Consider the following 17,545-nt stretch of genomic DNA (forward strand, 5'->3'; position numbering starts at 1 on the left):
GGGGCTCAGGGGGCCGACCCCTCGCCGGTCCGGGACCGGTTCGGGCGTCTGCCGCGTCGCCGCGGCAAGGGGGCGTTCCCGCGGGTGCGGGGTCCGCTCAGGAGTCCATGCCGAGGAACTCCGAGCTGGAGAAGGTGACCGACGGCTTCGCCGACAGCAGGCCCTTCTCGGTGCCCGCGAACACGGCGACGGTGTCCCGCGTCTCGCCCGGGTACGTCCGTACCGCCAGGTCGTCCCGTCCGTCCCCGGTGAAGTCGCCCACGGCCAGCACCCGGGTGGTGCCCCGGGCGGGCGGCCGCACCGTGACCATGCCGGTCGCGGAGAGACCGGCCGTACGGCCCCGCAGGACCCGCAGCTCGGTACCGCTGGAGACGAGTTCGCTCAGCCCGTCCCCGTCGAAGTCGCCGGAGTCGAGCACGGAACCAGGAGTGGCCAGGCTGCCGCGGCCGGCGGTCGGGAGGTCGTAGCGCAGTGACGTTCCTCCCATCGAACCGACCGCCGCGTCGAGGGCCTTGCCCTTGCCGAAGCGGCCGAAGGCGACGTCGATGCCCTCGGGCAGGACGACGCCCGTGCGGGTGGGCCCGGCCGGACCGCCGAGGACCACCGCGGACTTGGCGGCACCGTCGGCCGCGCGGACGAGGAGGTCGTCGTAGCCGTCGCGGTTCACGTCGGCGGCCGGTCCGGTCGGCACGTTGCCGGGGGAGGCGAGCGGCTTGCCCGCCGCACGCGGCGCTCCCTTGCGGCTGAACGGGCCGCGCAGATAGCTCAGCCGGCCGTCGGAGGCGTGAGTGACGAGGTCCTGGGCGCCGTCGCCGTCGAAGTCGCCGCACACCGGCTGGTCCGGCCAGTCGTTGCCGAAACGTGCCTGCGCGGGAATGTCCAGCTTGACCGCCTTGCCGGTGAGACCGGCGGGGGAGCCGAAGAGGATCTGCAGCGGGACCGGGGGCCGGCCCTGCCCGTCGTAGGGCGGGTCCGTCGACACGACGAGGTCTGTGAACCCGTCCTTGTCCAGGTCGCAGCTCGCCTCCGCGTCGAACACGGCGGGCAACTGGCCCTTGGTGGGGGCCGCCCGCTTCGCCGGGTTCAGCAGCTGTCGCGCGCCCGGGGCGAGTCCGTGGGCCGTCCCGTAGACGATGCCGATGCCCGCGTCGTCGCTGTGGCTCTGGTCCTTGACGAGGTCGTTGAGGACCAGGTCGCGGTGGCCGTCCCCGTTGAAGTCGTCCGCGACCTTGCTGCCCTTGCCGCGCGGAACGGGCAGCTGGGCCGGGGCCTTGGCCACGGTCGCCGGCTCGTGCCGGTCCGACGCGGCGTGGTCGTCCGAACCGAGCCCCGCGCAGCCCGACAGGAGGAGGGCGCAGCCGGCGCCGGCCGCCACCGCGGCCGTGCGTATGCCGCTGCCGCCGCGGCCTGCGTTCCGGCCGTCGCTCCTGCTCCCGCTTCCGCGCCCGCCTCTTCGCCCGCGCACCATTCACCCCGACCGAACCGTCGACAACAACCTGCACATGATGGCCCTGTTGGGGCGGGGCGGTAAGAGCGGGGGCGTGCGGGATCGGTCACCCCGGGCCGACAACGGCCGGATGTCATGGGGCGGCGGTGCCCGGACAGGTCGGATCGGGCCGACGGGCCGGTCGGTGCGGACCGGCCGTGGTGCGTCACCGGAGGCGTGCTCCCGCGGTCGCGCCGTCCGTCGACTCCCGGACGGCCACGGGGAGGCGGCGAGCGTCCCCGTCCCGGGTCCGTCGTGCCGCCCCCGTCGCCGACGGCGAGGCCGTGCCGGGCGGCGGGGACGAGAACACCCCATGTCCTCCGGCCCGGCCGGGGACATGGGGTGCTTCGTCGTCGGGCTGTACCGCTTCACCGGCCCGGTGCCTTCGCACCGGGCCGGTCCCGGCTCACTTGACCGGCTCGGGCTCCGGCTCGCTCTCCGACTCGGCCTCGCCCGCCGGGGGCTCGTCGTCCACCGGCGTCCTGACGGACTCGAGGAGCAGCTGGGCGACGTCGACGACCTGGATGGACTCCTTGGCCTTGCCGTCGTTCTTCTTGCCGTTGACCGAGTCGGTCAGCATGACGAGGCAGAACGGGCAGGCGGTGGAGACGATGTCCGGGTTGAGCGACAGCGCCTCGTCGACACGCTCGTTGTTGATGCGCTTGCCGATCCGCTCTTCCATCCACATGCGGGCGCCGCCGGCGCCGCAGCAGAAGCCGCGCTCCTTGTGGCGGTGCATCTCCTCGTTCCTGAGGCCCGGGACCTTGCCGATGATCTCGCGCGGGGGCGTGTAGATCTTGTTGTGGCGGCCCAGGTAGCAGGGGTCGTGGTACGTGATGATGCCCTCGACCGGGGTGACGGGGACGAGCTTGCCCTCGTCGACGAGGTGCTGGAGCAGCTGCGTGTGGTGGATGACCTCGTAGTCGCCGCCGATCTGCGGGTACTCGTTGCCGATCGTGTTGAGGCAGTGCGGGCAGGTGGCGACGATCTTCTTCGCCGACCTCGGCTTCTTCGACTCGGGCGTGACGTTGCCCTCGTCGTCCATCTCCTCGCCGAACGCCGTGTTCAGCGCCATGACGTTCTCCATGCCGAGCTCCTGGAACAAGGGCTCGTTGCCGAGGCGGCGGGCGGAGTCACCGGTGCACTTCTCGTCGCCGCCCATGATCGCGAACTTGACGCCCGCGATGTTCAGCAGCTCGGCGAAGGCCTTGGTGGTCTTCTTGGCCCGGTCCTCCAGGGCGCCGGCGCAGCCGACCCAGTACAGGTACTCGACCTCGGTGAGGTCCTCGATGTCCTTGCCGACGACCGGCACCTCGAAGTCGAGCTCCTTGAGCCACTCCAGGCGCTGCTTCTTGGCCAGGCCCCAGGGGTTGCCCTTCTTCTCCAGGTTCTTGAGCATCGTGCCCGCCTCGGACGGGAACGCGGACTCGATCATCACCTGGTAGCGGCGCATGTCGACGATGTGGTCGATGTGCTCGATGTCCACCGGGCACTGCTCGACGCAGGCGCCGCAGGTGGTGCAGGACCACAGGACGTCCGGGTCGATGACGCCGTTCTCCTCGGCGGTGCCGATCAGCGGGCGCTCGGCCTCGGCGAGGGCCGCGGCGGGTACGTCCTTCAGCTGCTCCTCGGACGCCTTCTCCTCGCCCTCCATGGTCTTGCCGCCGCCGGCCAGCAGGTAGGGGGCCTTGGCGTGCGCGTGGTCGCGCAGCGACATGATCAGCAGCTTCGGGGAGAGCGGCTTGCCGGTGTTCCAGGCCGGGCACTGCGACTGGCAGCGGCCGCACTCGGTGCAGGTGGAGAAGTCCAGCAGGCCCTTCCAGGAGAACTGCTCGACCTGGGAGACACCGAAGACGTCGTCCTCGCCCGGGTCGGTGAAGTCGATCGGCTTGCCGCCCGAGGTCATCGGCTGCAGGCCGCCCAGTGCCGTGCCGCCGGTCGCCTCACGCTTGAACCAGATGTTCGGGAAGGCCAGGAAACGGTGCCAGGCCACACCCATGTTGGTGTTCAGCGAGACCACGATCATCCAGATGAACGACACGCTGATCTTGATCATCGCGACCAGGTAGACCAGGTTCTGGAGGGTGCTCAGACCCAGCCCCTTGAAGGCCACCACCAGCGGGTACGAGGCGAAGTACCCGGCCTCGTAACCCTCGACGTGGTGCAGCGCGCCCTCGAGACCGCGCAGCGTGTAGATCGCCAGACCGATGGTGAGGATGACGTACTCGACGAAGTACGCCTGACCCGCCTTGGAGCCCGCGAAGCGGGACTTGCGGCCCGGCCGCGAGGGCAGGCTCAGCAGCCGGATCACCATGAGGACGGCGATGCCCAGCACGGTCATCGCGCCGATGAACTCGGTGTACATCTCGAACGGCAGCCAGTCGCCGATGACCGGGAGCACCCAGTCGGCCTGGAAGAGCTGGCCGAACGCCTGGGCCAGGGTCGGCGGCAGCGTCAGGAAGCCGACGGCGACGAACCAGTGGGCGACGCCCACGATGCCCCAGCGGTTCATCCGCGTGTGACCGAGGAACTCGCGTACCAGGGTCACGCTGCGCTGGTAGGGGTTGTCGGTTCGGCTGCCGGCGGGCACCGGCTGACCCAGTTTGAAGTACCGGACGAACTGGCCGATGGCGCGTGCGAGCAGCGCAACGCCGACCACGGTCAGGACCAGCGACACGATGATCGCGGCGAGTTGCATTTGGGGGCTCCTCGGGCCTGCGAGGTGTTGCTCCGAGTGTGCACTCGAAGTGATTACTAAGCGGTAACTTATGCAGTCCGTCTGAGACTACCCACTTCTAGCGCCGCACTGTAGCCAGGAGTGCGGTGATCTGCGTCGCTGAGGGTTGCCTGAACAGGCGGTGTCACCCTTCCCCGCTCCGGGGTCCGGTGCCGCAGGTGCGAGGCGGTGGCGCCCCTCCCCGGTCCGGTCGCGAGACACCCGGCCGGTTCCGCCGTTCGCGGGGACACGTGACGCCCTGTCGTGCTAATCACACGATACTGTGACAACACGGCATAAATTTCTCGTCGTGTTGTACGGGATCGCCGCCGCCACCGCCGCCCTGCTCCTGACCGCCGCACTCGCCGCGCTGCTGCGGACGATCGCCCTGCGCCTCGGGGTGGTCGACCGACGGCGGGCCCGGCCGGTCGCCCTGCTCGGCGGGGTGGCCGTCATGGCCGGCACCGCACTGGTCGCCGCCCTCGGGGACTGGACGGACGTCGCCCCGCTCGGCCCGGAGGCCGGCCGGCTGCTGGTCGCCGCGCTCGGGCTCGCCGCGCTCGGGCTGGCCGCCGACCTGTGGACCGTGCCGCTCGCCGTGCGGGTCTGCGCCGTGACCGCCGCCGCCGCGCTGACCGTGCCCTATGACGTCCTCGGGCTGCCCGCCGGACTGCTGGCCGTCGCCTGGATCGTGTTCGTCACGCACGCCTTCGGCTCGCTCGACCACGTCGACGGGCTGATGGGGACCGTCGGCGTCGTCACCGCCTTCGCGCTCGCCGGGTGCGCGGCCGCCGAGGTCATGGACGGGCTCGCGGCACTGCTCAGCGTGCTGGCCGCCGCCCTCACCGGGTTCCTGATGCACGGCTGGCACCCGGCACGGATCGTGCCGGGGCGGTGCGGCTCGCTGTTCGCCGGGTTCGTGCTGGCCTCGGCCGCCGTGCTGGTGCACGCCGAGCGGGAGGCGGGCCCCGGGATCGCTGCCGGGTTCGCGCTCACGGCGCTGGCGACCGCCGACGCCGTCCTCGTCCTCGTCTCGCGGCGACGGGCCGGACGTCCGCTGCTGCGCCCCGGCCCCGACCACCTCGGCCACCGGCTGCGCCGGCTGGGGCTGACCCCGCAGGGGTGCCTGGTCGTCCTCGGTGCCGCGGCCTTCGCGGCGGTGCTCGTCGGCCTGCTGATCGACCTGGGCTGGGCGGGCACGGACGCCGCCTGGTGGGTGGCCGGGGTCGCCGCGGCCGTCGTCGCCGGGTTCGCCCTGCGGCCCGTGCGTGATCCGCGCGGCGCGCGGGAGAGGCGCATGGCGCGCGGCGCGCGGGAGACACGTATGGCACGGCAGACACGCCGGACGCGGCCGGCCCGCCCGGACCGCGTGCCCTCGCGCCCCTCGGTCCCCTCTCCCGGGGGTCCCGCGAGCGCCGGACGGGATGAGAATCCGTACGCCCGTGTCTGACGGAGGTCATGCCGCCGACCCGCTACCGTACGGAGAAACCACAGGTCAGGACTCTCCTGCGTGTAGGGAAGAGATAAGAGTTGAGTGTCCTCGACTCAGCTCTGTTGACCCAGACGCGAGGGTCATGCACACTTGAGTCCGTTCCACTCAAGTCATTGCTGGAGGAATCGAAATGGCACGTGCGGTCGGCATCGACCTGGGCACGACTAACTCCGTCGTCAGCGTTCTGGAGGGCGGCGAGCCCACCGTCATCACCAACGCCGAGGGTGCCAGGACCACGCCGTCCGTCGTCGCCTTCGCGAAGAACGGTGAGGTGCTCGTCGGCGAGGTCGCCAAGCGCCAGGCGGTCACGAACGTGGACCGGACCATCCGCTCCGTGAAGCGTCACATGGGCACGGACTGGAAGATCAACCTGGACGGGAAGGACTTCAACCCCCAGCAGATCTCCGCCTTCATCCTGCAGAAGCTGAAGCGCGACGCAGAGGCCTACCTGGGCGAGAAGGTCACGGACGCGGTCATCACCGTCCCGGCGTACTTCAACGACTCGGAGCGTCAGGCCACCAAGGAGGCCGGCGAGATCGCGGGCCTGAACGTCCTGCGCATCGTCAACGAGCCCACGGCCGCCGCCCTCGCGTACGGCCTGGACAAGGACGACCAGACCATTCTCGTCTTCGACCTCGGTGGCGGCACCTTCGACGTGTCCCTCCTGGAGATCGGTGACGGCGTCGTCGAGGTGAAGGCCACCAACGGTGACAACCACCTCGGTGGTGACGACTGGGACCAGCGTGTCGTCGACTACCTGGTCAAGCAGTTCCAGTCCGGTCACGGCGTGGACCTGTCCAAGGACAAGATGGCCCTCCAGCGCCTCCGCGAGGCGGCCGAGAAGGCCAAGATCGAGCTGTCCTCGTCCACCGAGACCTCGATCAACCTGCCCTACATCACGGCGTCCGCCGAGGGCCCGCTGCACCTGGACGAGAAGCTCACGCGCGCCCAGTTCCAGCAGCTGACGGCCGACCTGCTGGAGCGCTGCAAGACGCCGTTCCACAACGTCATCAAGGACGCCGGCATCCAGCTGTCCGAGATCGACCACGTCGTTCTCGTCGGCGGCTCCACCCGTATGCCCGCCGTCGCCGAGCTCGTCAAGGAGCTGACCGGCGGCAACGAGGCCAACAAGGGTGTGAACCCGGACGAGGTCGTAGCCATCGGCGCCGCCCTCCAGGCCGGTGTCCTCAAGGGTGAGGTCAAGGACGTCCTGCTCCTCGACGTGACCCCGCTGTCCCTCGGTATCGAGACCAAGGGCGGCATCATGACCAAGCTCATCGAGCGCAACACCACGATCCCGACGAAGCGCTCCGAGATCTTCACGACGGCCGAGGACAACCAGCCGTCCGTGCAGATCCAGGTCTACCAGGGCGAGCGCGAGATCGCGGCGTACAACAAGAAGCTCGGGATGTTCGAGCTGACCGGTCTGCCGCCGGCGCCGCGTGGCGTCCCGCAGATCGAGGTCGCCTTCGACATCGACGCCAACGGCATCATGCACGTGACCGCGAAGGACCTCGGCACGGGCAAGGAGCAGAAGATGACCGTCACCGGCGGCTCCTCGCTGCCGAAGGACGAGGTCGACCGCATGCGCCAGGAGGCCGAGAAGTACGCGGAGGAGGACCACGCCCGCCGCGAGGCCGCCGAGACCCGCAACCAGGGCGAGCAGCTCGTCTACCAGACGGAGAAGTTCCTCAAGGACAACGAGGACAAGGTCCCCGGTGACGTCAAGACCGAGGTCGAGGCGTCCGTCGAGGAGCTGAAGGCCGCGCTCAAGGGCGAGGACACCGCCGAGATCCGCACGGCCACCGAGAAGGTCGCCGCCGTCTCGCAGAAGCTGGGCCAGGCCATGTACGCCGACGCCCAGGCCGCGCAGGCCGCCGGCGGCGCCGAGGGCGCCCCGGGCGCCGAGCAGGCCAAGGCCGACGACGACGTCGTCGACGCCGAGATCGTCGACGAGGACCGCAAGGACGGTGCCGCGTGACGGAGGAGACCCCGGGTTTCGACGAGAAGCCTGACGTCCCCTCCGGCGCCACCCCTGACGACGCCGAGCCGAAGGCCGCCCCCGAAGAGGGGGCGGCCCCGGCCGGGGACGCGGCAGCAGCCGACCGGACGGCGGGCCTGACGGCCCAGCTGGACCAGGTGCGCACGGCGCTCGGCGAGCGCACGGCGGACCTCCAGCGGCTGCAGGCCGAGTACCAGAACTACCGCCGCCGGGTCGAGCGCGACCGGATCGCGGTCAAGGAGATCGCTATCGCGAACCTCCTGACCGAGCTCCTGCCCGTGCTCGACGACATCGGCCGCGCGCGGGAACACGGCGAACTGGTCGGCGGCTTCAAGTCGGTGGCCGAGTCGCTGGAGACCGTCGCGGCGAAGATGGGGCTCCAGCAGTTCGGCAAGGAGGGCGAGCCCTTCGACCCGACGATCCACGAGGCCCTGATGCACTCGTACGCGCCGGACGTCACGGAGACGACGTGCGTGGCGATTCTGCAGCCGGGGTATCGCATCGGCGAGCGCACCATCCGCCCCGCGCGGGTGGCCGTCGCCGAACCCCAGCCGGGGGCCCAGACGGTCAAGGCGGACTCGCCGGAATCCGCAGAGACCGCCGACGACAAGGAGAACGGTGGCCCGGACGAGGGCTGACGTTGAACGGATAAGGAAGGAGGGACGTCGAGGATGAGCACCAAGGACTTCATCGAGAAGGACTTCTACAAGGTCCTCGGCGTCCCCAAGGACGCCACCGAGGCCGAGATCAAGAAGGCGTACCGGAAGCTCGCCCGCGAGTTCCACCCGGACGCCAACAAGGGCAACGCCAAGGCCGAGGAGCGCTTCAAGGAGATCTCCGAGGCCAACGACGTGCTCGGCGACCCCAAGAAGCGCAAGGAGTACGACGAGGCCCGCGCCCTCTTCGGCAACGGCGGCTTCCGGCCGGGTCCCGGCGCCGGTGGCGGATCCTTCAACTTCGACCTGGGCGACCTCTTCGGAGGCGGCGCCCAGGGCGGCGGCACCGGGGGTTTCGGCGGCGGCATCGGCGACGTCTTCGGGGGCCTGTTCAACCGCGGTGGCGCCACCACCGGCACCCGTACGCAGCCCCGGCGCGGCCAGGACATCGACACCGAGGTCACGCTGAGCTTCACGGAGGCCGTGGACGGCGCGACCGTACCGCTGCGCATGACCTCGCAGTCGCCCTGCAAGGCCTGCTCGGGCACCGGCGACAAGAACGGCACGCCGCGCGTGTGCCCGACCTGTGTCGGCACCGGCCAGGTCGCGCGGGGTTCGGGCGGCGGGTTCTCGCTCACCGACCCCTGCCCGGACTGCAAGGGCCGCGGCCTGATCGCGGAGCACCCCTGCCTGGTCTGCCATGGATCGGGGCGCGCCAAGTCCTCCCGGACCATGCAGGTCCGTATCCCGGCCGGAGTCAGTGACAGTCAGCGGATCCGGCTGCGCGGCAAGGGCGCTCCCGGCGAGCGGGGCGGCCCGGCGGGTGACCTGTACGTCACCGTCCACGTCGACGCCCACCCGGTCTTCGGCCGCAAGGACGACAACCTCACCGTCACGGTGCCCGTCACCTTCGCGGAGGCGGCGCTCGGCGGAGAGGTCCGCGTCCCGACGCTCGGCGGACCGCCGGTCACCCTCAAGCTGCCCCCGGGCACGCCCAACGGCCGCACCATGCGCGCCCGTGGCAAGGGCGCGGTCCGCAAGGACGGCACCCGGGGCGACCTCCTGGTGACCGTCGAGGTGACGGTCCCCACCGACCTCTCGGGCAAGGCGCGTGACGCCCTGGAGGCGTATCGCGAGGCGACCGCGGGTGAGGACCCGCGGGCGGAGCTGTTCCAGGCCGCGAAGGGAGCATGAAAGAGATGGACGGTCGTCGACGCAACCCGTACGAAATGACCGAGGAGACTCCGGTCTACGTCATCTCGGTGGCGGCCCAGCTCTCCGGACTGCACCCGCAAACACTTCGCCAGTACGACCGCCTGGGCCTGGTCTCGCCCGACCGCACCGCGGGGCGGGGCCGGCGCTACTCGGCCCGCGACATCGAACTGCTGCGCACCGTCCAGCAGTTGTCGCAGGACGAGGGCATCAACCTGGCCGGCATCAAGCGCATCATCGAACTGGAGAACCAGGTCGCCGCGCTCCAGTCCCGCGTCGCCGAGCTCCAGTCGGCCCTGGACGGCGCGGCCGCAGCGATGCAGCAGCGTGAAGCGGCCGTCCACGCCTCCTACCGCCGTGACCTGGTCCCCTATCAGGAGGTCCAGCAGACGAGCGCACTGGTGGTGTGGCGCCCCAAGCGCCAGCCCGAGTAGCACAAGCGCCACGAAGGGGCCCGGAGGTCGAACCTCCGGGCCCCTTCGCGTCGTTCCCGCCGGGGCGCGGCGGCGGTGCGGCCGCGCGGTCGCCCGTCTTCTTCGGTGTGCCCGCGAATGCCGTGTTCACAGAGAACTGCCGCTTGTGGGCCGGATATGGCAATTCATCGCGGCTGCGGCGTTTGCGCCCGCAGAAGTGAACGGGCCGCCCGGTGTGGCGGGTGAGGGGGCGAAGGGGCCGCGGACGCCGTCTCCCCGGCCGGTTCCACGAGTTCCTCCGGGCGGTTCCGGACCGCCTGGGGTGGGTGGATTTCCGGCCGATCGGCGCCCCTGACCACGGCAGTTGGCCGTGCGGACGTGGATGACAGAAGGTGAAGCCGAGGGGATTGGTGGAAGAGAGGGCGTACCCTCTTCCCATCGTGTTCACTTGGGGAACACAGAACGCCGTTGCCATCTCGTTAAGTGGTTACTCCTTGACGCTGAGGTGATCGCCGCGTTGGCTTTCAGCCACCTGGGTCGCAATGCTGCAACCTCGCCCGGAAGGCACCTGATGTGAACACTCGTAACACCCGTCTGCGTCGTACCGTCATATCCCTGGCGTCGTCCGCCATGGCCGTGTCACTCGCCGGCTGCGGCGTCGTGGACGGAATCGGCGGCGACGGAACCAAGGCCAGCCCTTCGAAGGGCGACGACATCACGGTGGGCCTGCTCCTCCCCGAGAAGGAGAACAGCCGTTACGAGAGGTTCGACTACCCGATCATCAAGGAGACGGTGGAGAAGCTCACCAGCCACAAGGGCACGGTCTCCTACGCCAACGCCCAGCAGGACGCGGCCAAGCAGAACGACCAGCTCCAGCAGATGGTCGACGACAAGGTCGACGTGATCCTCGTGGACGCGGTGGACTCCAAGGCCATCGCCGCCGGTGTGAAGAAGGCCAAGGACGCGGGCATCCCCGTCATCGCCTACGACCGGCTCGCGCAGGGCCCCATCGACGCGTACATCTCCTTCGACAACGAACTCGTCGGCGAGGTCCAGGGCAAGGCCCTGCTCCAGGCGGTCCAGGACGAGAGCGGCAGCGCCACCTCGAAGAAGATCATCATGATGAACGGGTCGCCCACCGACCCGAACGCCGCGCAGTTCAAGGCGGGCGCCCTGTCCGAGCTCAAGGACAAGGTTGTCATCGCCAAGACGTACGACACCACGGACTGGAACCCGGTCAACGCCAAGGCCAACATGGAGAAGGCCATCACGGCCGTCGGCCTCGACAACATCGCGGGCGTCTACTCCGCCAACGACGGCCTCGCGGGCGCGGTCATCGACGTCCTGAAGACCGCCGGCGTCAGCAAGGTCCCGCCGGTCACCGGCCAGGACGCCGAGCTGAACGCGGTGCAGCGCATCGTCAAGGGCGACCAGTACATGAGCGTCTACAAGTCGTACCCGCAGGAGGCCAGCGCCGCCGCCGAGATGGCCGTGGCGAAGGTCCAGGGCCGGTCGATCGAGTTCGACGCGCTCACCCGCGACAAGGTCGACAGCCCCACGAACAAGGGCATCCCGGCCCAGCTCGTGCCCGTCGTCGACCTCACCAGGGAGAACATCGACGACACGGTGATCCAGGACGGCATCTACACCGTCAAGCAGATCTGCACGGCCGCGTACAAGGCGGCGTGCAACTCCGCCGGCCTCAAGTAGGGCGACGGCTGAACCGATCCGGGCCCGTGGGTGTCTCACAGGGGGACCGCACGCCGTGGTGCCGTCGTGGACCCGGCGCCGTGCGGTCGTCCCGCCGTCGTCCCGCTGGAGGCACCCCGTGGCCATGATCGGCCTGTTCTGGATCACCGAGGAGAGCGTGTACCTGGGCGCCCAGCCCGAGGGGCACGCGCGCGGTGTGCGGCTCACGGCCGCGGGGATCCAGGCCGTGGGCGCGGACCAGCAGGCCTTCTGGCCGTGGCCGCGGGTGCGCGGTGTCGCCGTGCACCACGCCCCGGTGCGGTCCAGCACGCGCTGGCTGGTGAACAGCGTGGCCGACACGGTCATCGACCTGGCGACGGGCGGCGCCGACACCCCGCCCGCCTTCGAGGTCCACGTCCGCACGGACACGGAGACGGCCGAGCTGACCGTGTACGGCGCGGCCGTGGGCGGCTACGTCCAGTCCGAGTACGAGCTCTCCGTCGAGCTGCTGGAGCGGCTCGTGGACGGCACGGTGGACGTGGACCGGCTGCTGGAGTGGGGACGCACGGACGGGGCCGGAGCGACGCCCTGGCGCCCCGCCCGCGAGGCCCTGCTCAGGAGCTGGGCCTCCGGGTGACCGCGGCCCGCCGGGCGTCCTGGCCGTGGGCCCCCGGCGGCCGTACGCGCGGCCCGGCCCGCCCCGACGGAGGACGCCGTCGGCGCCGTCTGCGGTGCGGCCCCCGGCACGATCTCGGGTGCGGCCTCGGAGCCGGTCTCCGGCAGCAACGACCGGCCGTCCTTCCTGCGCCTCTCCGGGGCCGTGGTCTGCCGGTCGGTCGTCTTCGTCGGGCTCGGCACGTTCATCTCGCTCTACGCGTCCCGGCGCGCCCCGGGCGGTGAAGTCGCGGGCACGACAGCCCTGTTCGTGCTCTGCCTCGGCGGCGCCGCGGGCACGCCGGCCGGGGGGACGGCTCGCCACCCGGTACGGCCGTGTGCGGGTCGTACGGTGGTCGTACGCGCTGACGGGGCCTCGCCGTCGCGGGGGTCGTCCTCGTCCCCGGGCCGCTGCTCCATCTCTTCGTCGCCCTCGCGTCGGCCGGCCTGTACGTGCCCTTCTCGCTGCACATCACCCTGGGCCAGGACTGCCTCCCCACACGCATGGGCACCGCGGGCGGGGTCACCCTGGGCCTGACCGTCGGCGTCGGCGGGCTCGCGAGCCCCCTCATCGGTCATCCGGCCGACGTCACGTCCCTGCGTACCGCCCTGCTCCCGCTGATCGTCCTGCCCGCCGTCGGCTGCCTCTTCCTGCGCCGCCTGCGGGAGCCGGCTGCGGCCGGGCCGTGACGCGACCGGCGCCGTCCGCAGGCCGTCGTGTTCGGGCCACCTGTGCGCGCCAGTACGTGATGCGGACGTCCCGGCCGGTTCGACGATGTCCGGAGAGGCACGCCATGTCGCGGTGTGCCTGGAGTGCATGAGGCCCAGCGGTGAGCGGTGATCAGGACACCGTGCCCCGGGCGAGGGCTTGTTGTCGCCCTTCGCGAAGAGCTGGGGAACTGAATGAACCCGCCGAAAGAGGGGTGTGGGAAGAGGACGGCAGCACGCTTCACTGTTCCTTGCCCGTCCCGCTCTCGGAGAGCGCGAGGGCCATTTCCTGCATCACGTAGGGAATGGACATGAGTCTGTCCACGATTCGACAGGCTTTCTGACGAGAGAAGGAAGAAGGTGCAATGAGCAGGAGAGGAATGCGACGAGCTGCGGTTGGCGCGCTCACCGTGATCGCTGTTGCGGGAGCGTCGCCGGCGTTCGCGCTTTCGGCCAGTCGGGGTGGTGCCCGCGGTTGGACGGAACAGTCCGCCACGGTCATGAACATCCAGGACACCCAGGATGACGGCCATGACGTGAAGGCGGAGTACTACAGGACCGCCCACCCGAGCGACAAGCTCACGCTGTGGAACAAACAGTCCTACGACGGCACGCATTTCGAGGACAACGACGGCAACGCCTGGACCGTGGAGAGCGGGAAGCATTCCACGATCTTCAAGATGCAGGTCTGCGAGGTGTACGACAACTGGCCTGACGCCTGCAGCGGTTGGGTGGAGTGATCGCCGCTGGGACCGGGTGATCCGGCTCGACGAGCCGGAGGGGTGGCGGCCGATGGTAGCGGCCGCCACCCCTCCGCTCGCGGTGAGTCTACTCCGCAAGTGGGGTGACGCCGCCGTTCGGAATGCGGCAAGCGGCAGGGAATTCTCTCTGGAGGTACAAGTGGGCGGCTACGCCGGGCGGGTCGTGCTCGAAGTCGAGGATCTGAAGTATGGGTTGCCGGGCCGGTCACTGCTGGCAGGTATTGGTCTCCGCGTCGCTGCGGGGGAATCTGTCGCGGTCACGGGAGCCAGCGGTAGCGGCAAAACAACGCTGTTGACATGCATCCTCGGTCTCATCAAACCCGACGCGGGTGTGGTGCGTATTGCTGGTGTCGATCAGGGAGGCCTGTCGCCCCGCGCACTTGCCCGGCACCGGCGTGAAAGTGTCGGAATGGTCTTCCAATTCGGTGAACTGCTCCCGGAACTGTCTCCATTGGAGAATGTGGCCCTGGCGGGGCTACTGGCCGGAATGAAGGCTGGCGATGCGTATGCCCGTGCCGCTGACCTGCTCGATGAACTGGGTGTGCGGCTGGAGGACTCGTCGACTGCGACTCTGTCCGGCGGTGAACGGCAGCGAGTCGCGGTCGCACGGGCATTGATGAACGACCCCGCTCTGCTCCTCGCGGACGAACCCACCGGGGCACTGGACCGCATGCACCGCGACGCCGTGGCAGAACTGCTGTACAGCGTTCCGCGGCAACGAGGCTGCGCTCTCCTGGTGGTGACCCACGACGTCAGCGTCGCACAGCGAGCGGATCGGCAGGTCCGACTCGATGAGGGCCGGCTGTCGGCCGGTGCTTCGGAGACGGGGGAGGCCGCGTGAAGGACAGGGGGCTGTTCCGTCACTTGCTGCGCATGGGGCGCACGGCTGCTCTGGCCGCGGAAGCGGGGCGGGTGCGCTTCTGGGCCTTGGTCCTGGCCACGTCTCTCTTGTCCCTCGCGGCTGGTGGTCTGGTGCTGGCCTCCGCTTCCTTCGAGGCCCGCGCGGAGCGCAGTGTCGCGAGATCTCCTCGCCTCGTCGCCGCCTATCCGCACGAGACCGCTCGGGCGCTCTGGGCGCCGACCACGGCAAGCATCGGGACCATGCCGTACGACGTCGTCTACATCGAACCGATACGCAAGGGCGCGCCGCTCCCTCCAGGCCTCTCCCACTGGCCGGCGCCGGGGGAGGCGGTTCTTTCGCCTGCCCTGGTGAACTCCTTCAAGAGTCGGCTCGCATTGGGGCAGTTCGGGCGCTTCGGCGGTGTCATCGGTGCTGACGGCCTCGAAGCGCCGGCGGAGCGCTTCGCATATGTGCGGCCCAGCGCGGAGATGCTCGACAGATCGAAGATGTTCGAGATCAGTGGTTTCGGTCCGGAGGCATCTGCGGGATTCGTCGGAGAGAGTGTTCACAACTTTGGGGCGCAGAAATTCTACGCCGCGTATGCCGGATTGGTCCTGCTCCCGGTGGCTCTCCTCGTGGTCATCGCGGCGCGAGTCGGAGCGGCTCCCCGAGACAGGCGTACGGCACTGCTCGGAGCTCTGGGTGCCGGGAAAACAGCCCGACTTGCCTTCACGCTCGGCGAGGCCGCGCTTCCTGTCGCATGGGGAGCGGCACTTGCGGCGTCGATTGCGTCGATCCCGCTTCTACGGGACTCGGAGTTCCCACTCGTGGAGTTCGTCCTGTCGAAAGCGGACGCTCGGCACGCATGGCCGGCGCTCCTGCTCTGTCTGGCCGGTGTTCCGATCGTGGTGCTCTTCGTGGCCATCTTCCTTCAGCCGGGCTTTCGGCGGGTCGGCCGCACCAGGCCGGGTTCCCTGCCGACTCGCAGAGCGTGGACGGTATGGGTCTTTCCTTTCGCACTGCTGGCCACCGTGCGAGGTACAGAACTTGCTCCTCTTGAGTTCCGAATAGCTGTGTACGCCAGTGGCTGTGTGATCGTGCTGGCGACGCTGCCCGCGGTCATCGGGGTCGCGGTGGGCCGGCTCGGTCCGTTCATGGCGAGCGTCGGCCGACGGGCGGGGGCTCCTGGGCTTCTCGTCTCCGGGCGCCGACTCGGGGTCGGGTCGCGTTCAGTGGCGAGACTGGTGGCTTCCATGGTGATCGCGATAGGGCTTGCCGCCCAGACACAGCTGTGGACGGGAGTGTTCGGCGATCTCACGCAGAGCGCGATTGAGACGCAGAAGAAAGTGGGGACGACTGTCCTGAGAGTCACTCCCTACGCAGGAGCCGACCGGGTGCGGATCTTCGAGAGCGAGCTTCCTTCGGGCGACCTGCTCCTGGCTGTAGGACAGACCGCCGACCGGGTCGAGATCGTCGGTGACTGCGTGGCCCTTCGGGAGATCGGTCTTCCATGTTCCGATATGGCAGCGCGGATCTCCACGGCGAACGGAGATGTACGTCTTCGCGAAATCCTGAGCAGAACAGCAGTCGCGCAGGGGGCGAAGGGATACGCGCGACGCGGTCCGGTCTCCTACACCGGTGGCAGCAGGGGTGGTTCACCGACTTTGCTGGTCGTCGGGCACGGCCGCAAGCAGCTGTCGGTATCGGAAGTTCAGGAGGTCGCCGGCCGCTCCCTTGCGATGAAGGCATCTGTCCGCCCTCTGGGCGACGTGTCCGACACGGGCAAGTTGAAGACGGCCACCGACTGGGTTCGGCTCATGTCGCTGATCGGTGTGGGCGTGATCGGTCTGGTGGCCGGGACCAGCGCGATGGCTGAATTCCTCCGCTTCGGACGGGAGCTTGCCCCGCTGTCCGTGTTGACGGGCAGCCGCCGTATCTTCCGGTCGGTGGCCATGTGGTCCCTGTTGATGCCTTCGGTCCTGGCTGCGGCGTTCGGGCTGGTGGTCTCATGGTGGCTGGCCACCCCGCTCGCCAATACTTCTGTGACAACACCCGTGTCCATGGCGCCCATCGCTCTCGGTGCGCTCGCCTGTGCTCTGGGGCTTGCCGTATGGGGAGCGTACGCAGCCGTGCGAACGGCAGAGATGTGGAAGCCGTCATCGGACTGAGGCACAGGAGTTCATCTCGCTTACGCATGCAGATAGAGGACTCTGTGACGAGGTGTTCCCCCAAGACTGGGGAACGAGCTGTTCGCACCACTGGGCCTGCCAGACGATTCGGGCGGCCTGTATGCGATTCTCGGCGCCGATGCTCTCGTAGATCGTGCGAATGTGCTCTTTCACGGTGTGCGTGCTGATGCTGAGCTTCCTGGCGATGGCGGGGTTCGAGAGTCCTTCACCGAGGAGACCCAGGATTTCCCGGCATCTTGGGCTGAGCCGGTTCAACCGCTCACGAGCGGCGTTCACGTCGTCCGCCGCTCCACCGGGTTCGAGGTAGCGAGCGACCAATGGATGGGCCACCTCCGGCGCGAGCGCCACGCTGCCGGCGACAGCCGCTCGCACGGCCCACACAAGGTTTTCCATGCAACCGCCGCTGTGAAGGATGCCATTCGCCCCTCTACTGAGCATTCTTCGTGCCCCGGGCTCCGTCACGCCGTCGACGAGAACTACTCTCCTCGGCGTGACGGCAAGCTCGTTCAATTCCTTGAGCGTGCGCAGTGCCTCGTCGACGCTGGAATGGCTCATCACGAGTAAGTCCGGAGTTCCTGCGTACGCGAGTCGGGATGCCGACGCGGTCGGGCCTTCGCTGACAATACGCACTTGATCGTCCTGCTCGACGGCCCGCCGCATGCCTGAGCGCTCCAGCTGGCTTCGCCCGAAAATCCCGATCCGTATCACCAGAACTCCTCCCCGTGA

13 protein-coding genes and 1 pseudogene are annotated in these 17,545 nt (G+C 69.3%); 11 read left to right on the forward strand and 3 right to left on the reverse strand.

Translation table 11 applies throughout. The annotated features are described in order from the left end of the window. Window positions 1-97: 97 nt before the first annotated feature. Together ACZ4IF_RS11550 and ACZ4IF_RS11555 are read right to left on the reverse strand one after the other, a co-directional pair. Complete coding sequence (locus ACZ4IF_RS11550; protein WP_467561702.1) at window positions 98-1,375, reverse strand: FG-GAP repeat domain-containing protein; 1,278 nt, start codon at window positions 1,373-1,375, stop codon at window positions 98-100. A 517-nt stretch (window positions 1,376-1,892) separates the two neighbouring features. Further along, window positions 1,893-4,184, reverse strand: a complete 2,292-nt coding sequence (locus ACZ4IF_RS11555; RefSeq protein WP_095935591.1) for a (Fe-S)-binding protein — start codon at window positions 4,182-4,184, stop codon at window positions 1,893-1,895. Window positions 4,185-4,512: 328 nt separating this feature from the next. On the opposite strand from ACZ4IF_RS11555, the gene ACZ4IF_RS11560 reads away from it, so the two are divergent. The 11 genes and pseudogenes from ACZ4IF_RS11560 to ACZ4IF_RS11610 all read left to right on the forward strand — a co-directional run bounded on the left by ACZ4IF_RS11560 (window position 4,513) and on the right by ACZ4IF_RS11610 (window position 16,798). Next, on the forward strand, window positions 4,513-5,652 hold the full coding sequence (locus ACZ4IF_RS11560) for an MraY family glycosyltransferase (protein ID WP_467561704.1): 1,140 nt from the start codon (window positions 4,513-4,515) through the stop codon (window positions 5,650-5,652). 172 nt (window positions 5,653-5,824) lie between these two features. Beyond that, window positions 5,825-7,675, forward strand: coding sequence for a molecular chaperone DnaK (gene dnaK / locus ACZ4IF_RS11565; RefSeq protein ID WP_028799240.1), 1,851 nt, complete (start codon window positions 5,825-5,827; stop codon window positions 7,673-7,675). Continuing rightward, window positions 7,672-8,334: a nucleotide exchange factor GrpE gene (gene grpE, locus ACZ4IF_RS11570; RefSeq protein WP_467561706.1), complete on the forward strand. Its 663-nt coding sequence runs from the start codon at window positions 7,672-7,674 to the stop codon at window positions 8,332-8,334. Before dnaK ends, grpE begins: the two co-directional genes overlap by 4 nt. Before the next feature lie 33 nt (window positions 8,335-8,367). Next, window positions 8,368-9,546: a molecular chaperone DnaJ gene (dnaJ, locus tag ACZ4IF_RS11575; protein ID WP_467561708.1), complete on the forward strand. Its 1,179-nt coding sequence runs from the start codon at window positions 8,368-8,370 to the stop codon at window positions 9,544-9,546. Window positions 9,547-9,551: 5 nt separating this feature from the next. Further along, a complete protein-coding gene (locus ACZ4IF_RS11580; RefSeq protein ID WP_095935595.1) occupies window positions 9,552-9,998 on the forward strand; it encodes a heat shock protein transcriptional repressor HspR in 447 nt (148 codons plus the stop codon). Window positions 9,999-10,550: 552 nt separating this feature from the next. Beyond that, window positions 10,551-11,687: a sugar ABC transporter substrate-binding protein gene (locus ACZ4IF_RS11585; RefSeq protein ID WP_467561710.1), complete on the forward strand. Its 1,137-nt coding sequence runs from the start codon at window positions 10,551-10,553 to the stop codon at window positions 11,685-11,687. Window positions 11,688-11,811: 124 nt separating this feature from the next. Beyond that, the gene (locus tag ACZ4IF_RS11590; protein ID WP_467561791.1) at window positions 11,812-12,303 is read left to right on the forward strand and encodes a hypothetical protein; all 492 of its coding nucleotides are present in this window, start codon (window positions 11,812-11,814) and stop codon (window positions 12,301-12,303) included. A gap of 75 nt (window positions 12,304-12,378) precedes the next feature. Continuing rightward, window positions 12,379-13,010: pseudogene (locus tag ACZ4IF_RS11595) on the forward strand (MFS transporter); the annotation flags it as partial. 518 nt (window positions 13,011-13,528) lie between these two features. Then, on the forward strand, window positions 13,529-13,768 hold the full coding sequence (locus ACZ4IF_RS11600; protein ID WP_467561712.1) for a hypothetical protein: 240 nt from the start codon (window positions 13,529-13,531) through the stop codon (window positions 13,766-13,768). Between the two features lie 160 nt (window positions 13,769-13,928). After that, the gene (locus tag ACZ4IF_RS11605; protein ID WP_467561714.1) at window positions 13,929-14,630 is read left to right on the forward strand and encodes an ABC transporter ATP-binding protein; all 702 of its coding nucleotides are present in this window, start codon (window positions 13,929-13,931) and stop codon (window positions 14,628-14,630) included. Beyond that, window positions 14,627-16,798 (forward strand): hypothetical protein, encoded by a 2,172-nt coding sequence (locus ACZ4IF_RS11610; RefSeq protein WP_467561716.1) that lies wholly within the window; start codon window positions 14,627-14,629, stop codon window positions 16,796-16,798. The genes ACZ4IF_RS11605 and ACZ4IF_RS11610 overlap by 4 nt, the downstream gene beginning before the upstream one ends. Here ACZ4IF_RS11610 and ACZ4IF_RS11615 read toward each other — a convergent pair. Then, entirely contained in the window at window positions 16,787-17,527 is a 741-nt protein-coding gene (locus tag ACZ4IF_RS11615; RefSeq protein WP_467561718.1) for a LuxR C-terminal-related transcriptional regulator, read from the reverse strand. The genes ACZ4IF_RS11610 and ACZ4IF_RS11615 overlap by 12 nt on opposite strands. Between the last annotated feature and the right edge of the window lie 18 nt (window positions 17,528-17,545).

Source organism: Streptomyces sp. NPDC025784, assembly GCF_055558435.1.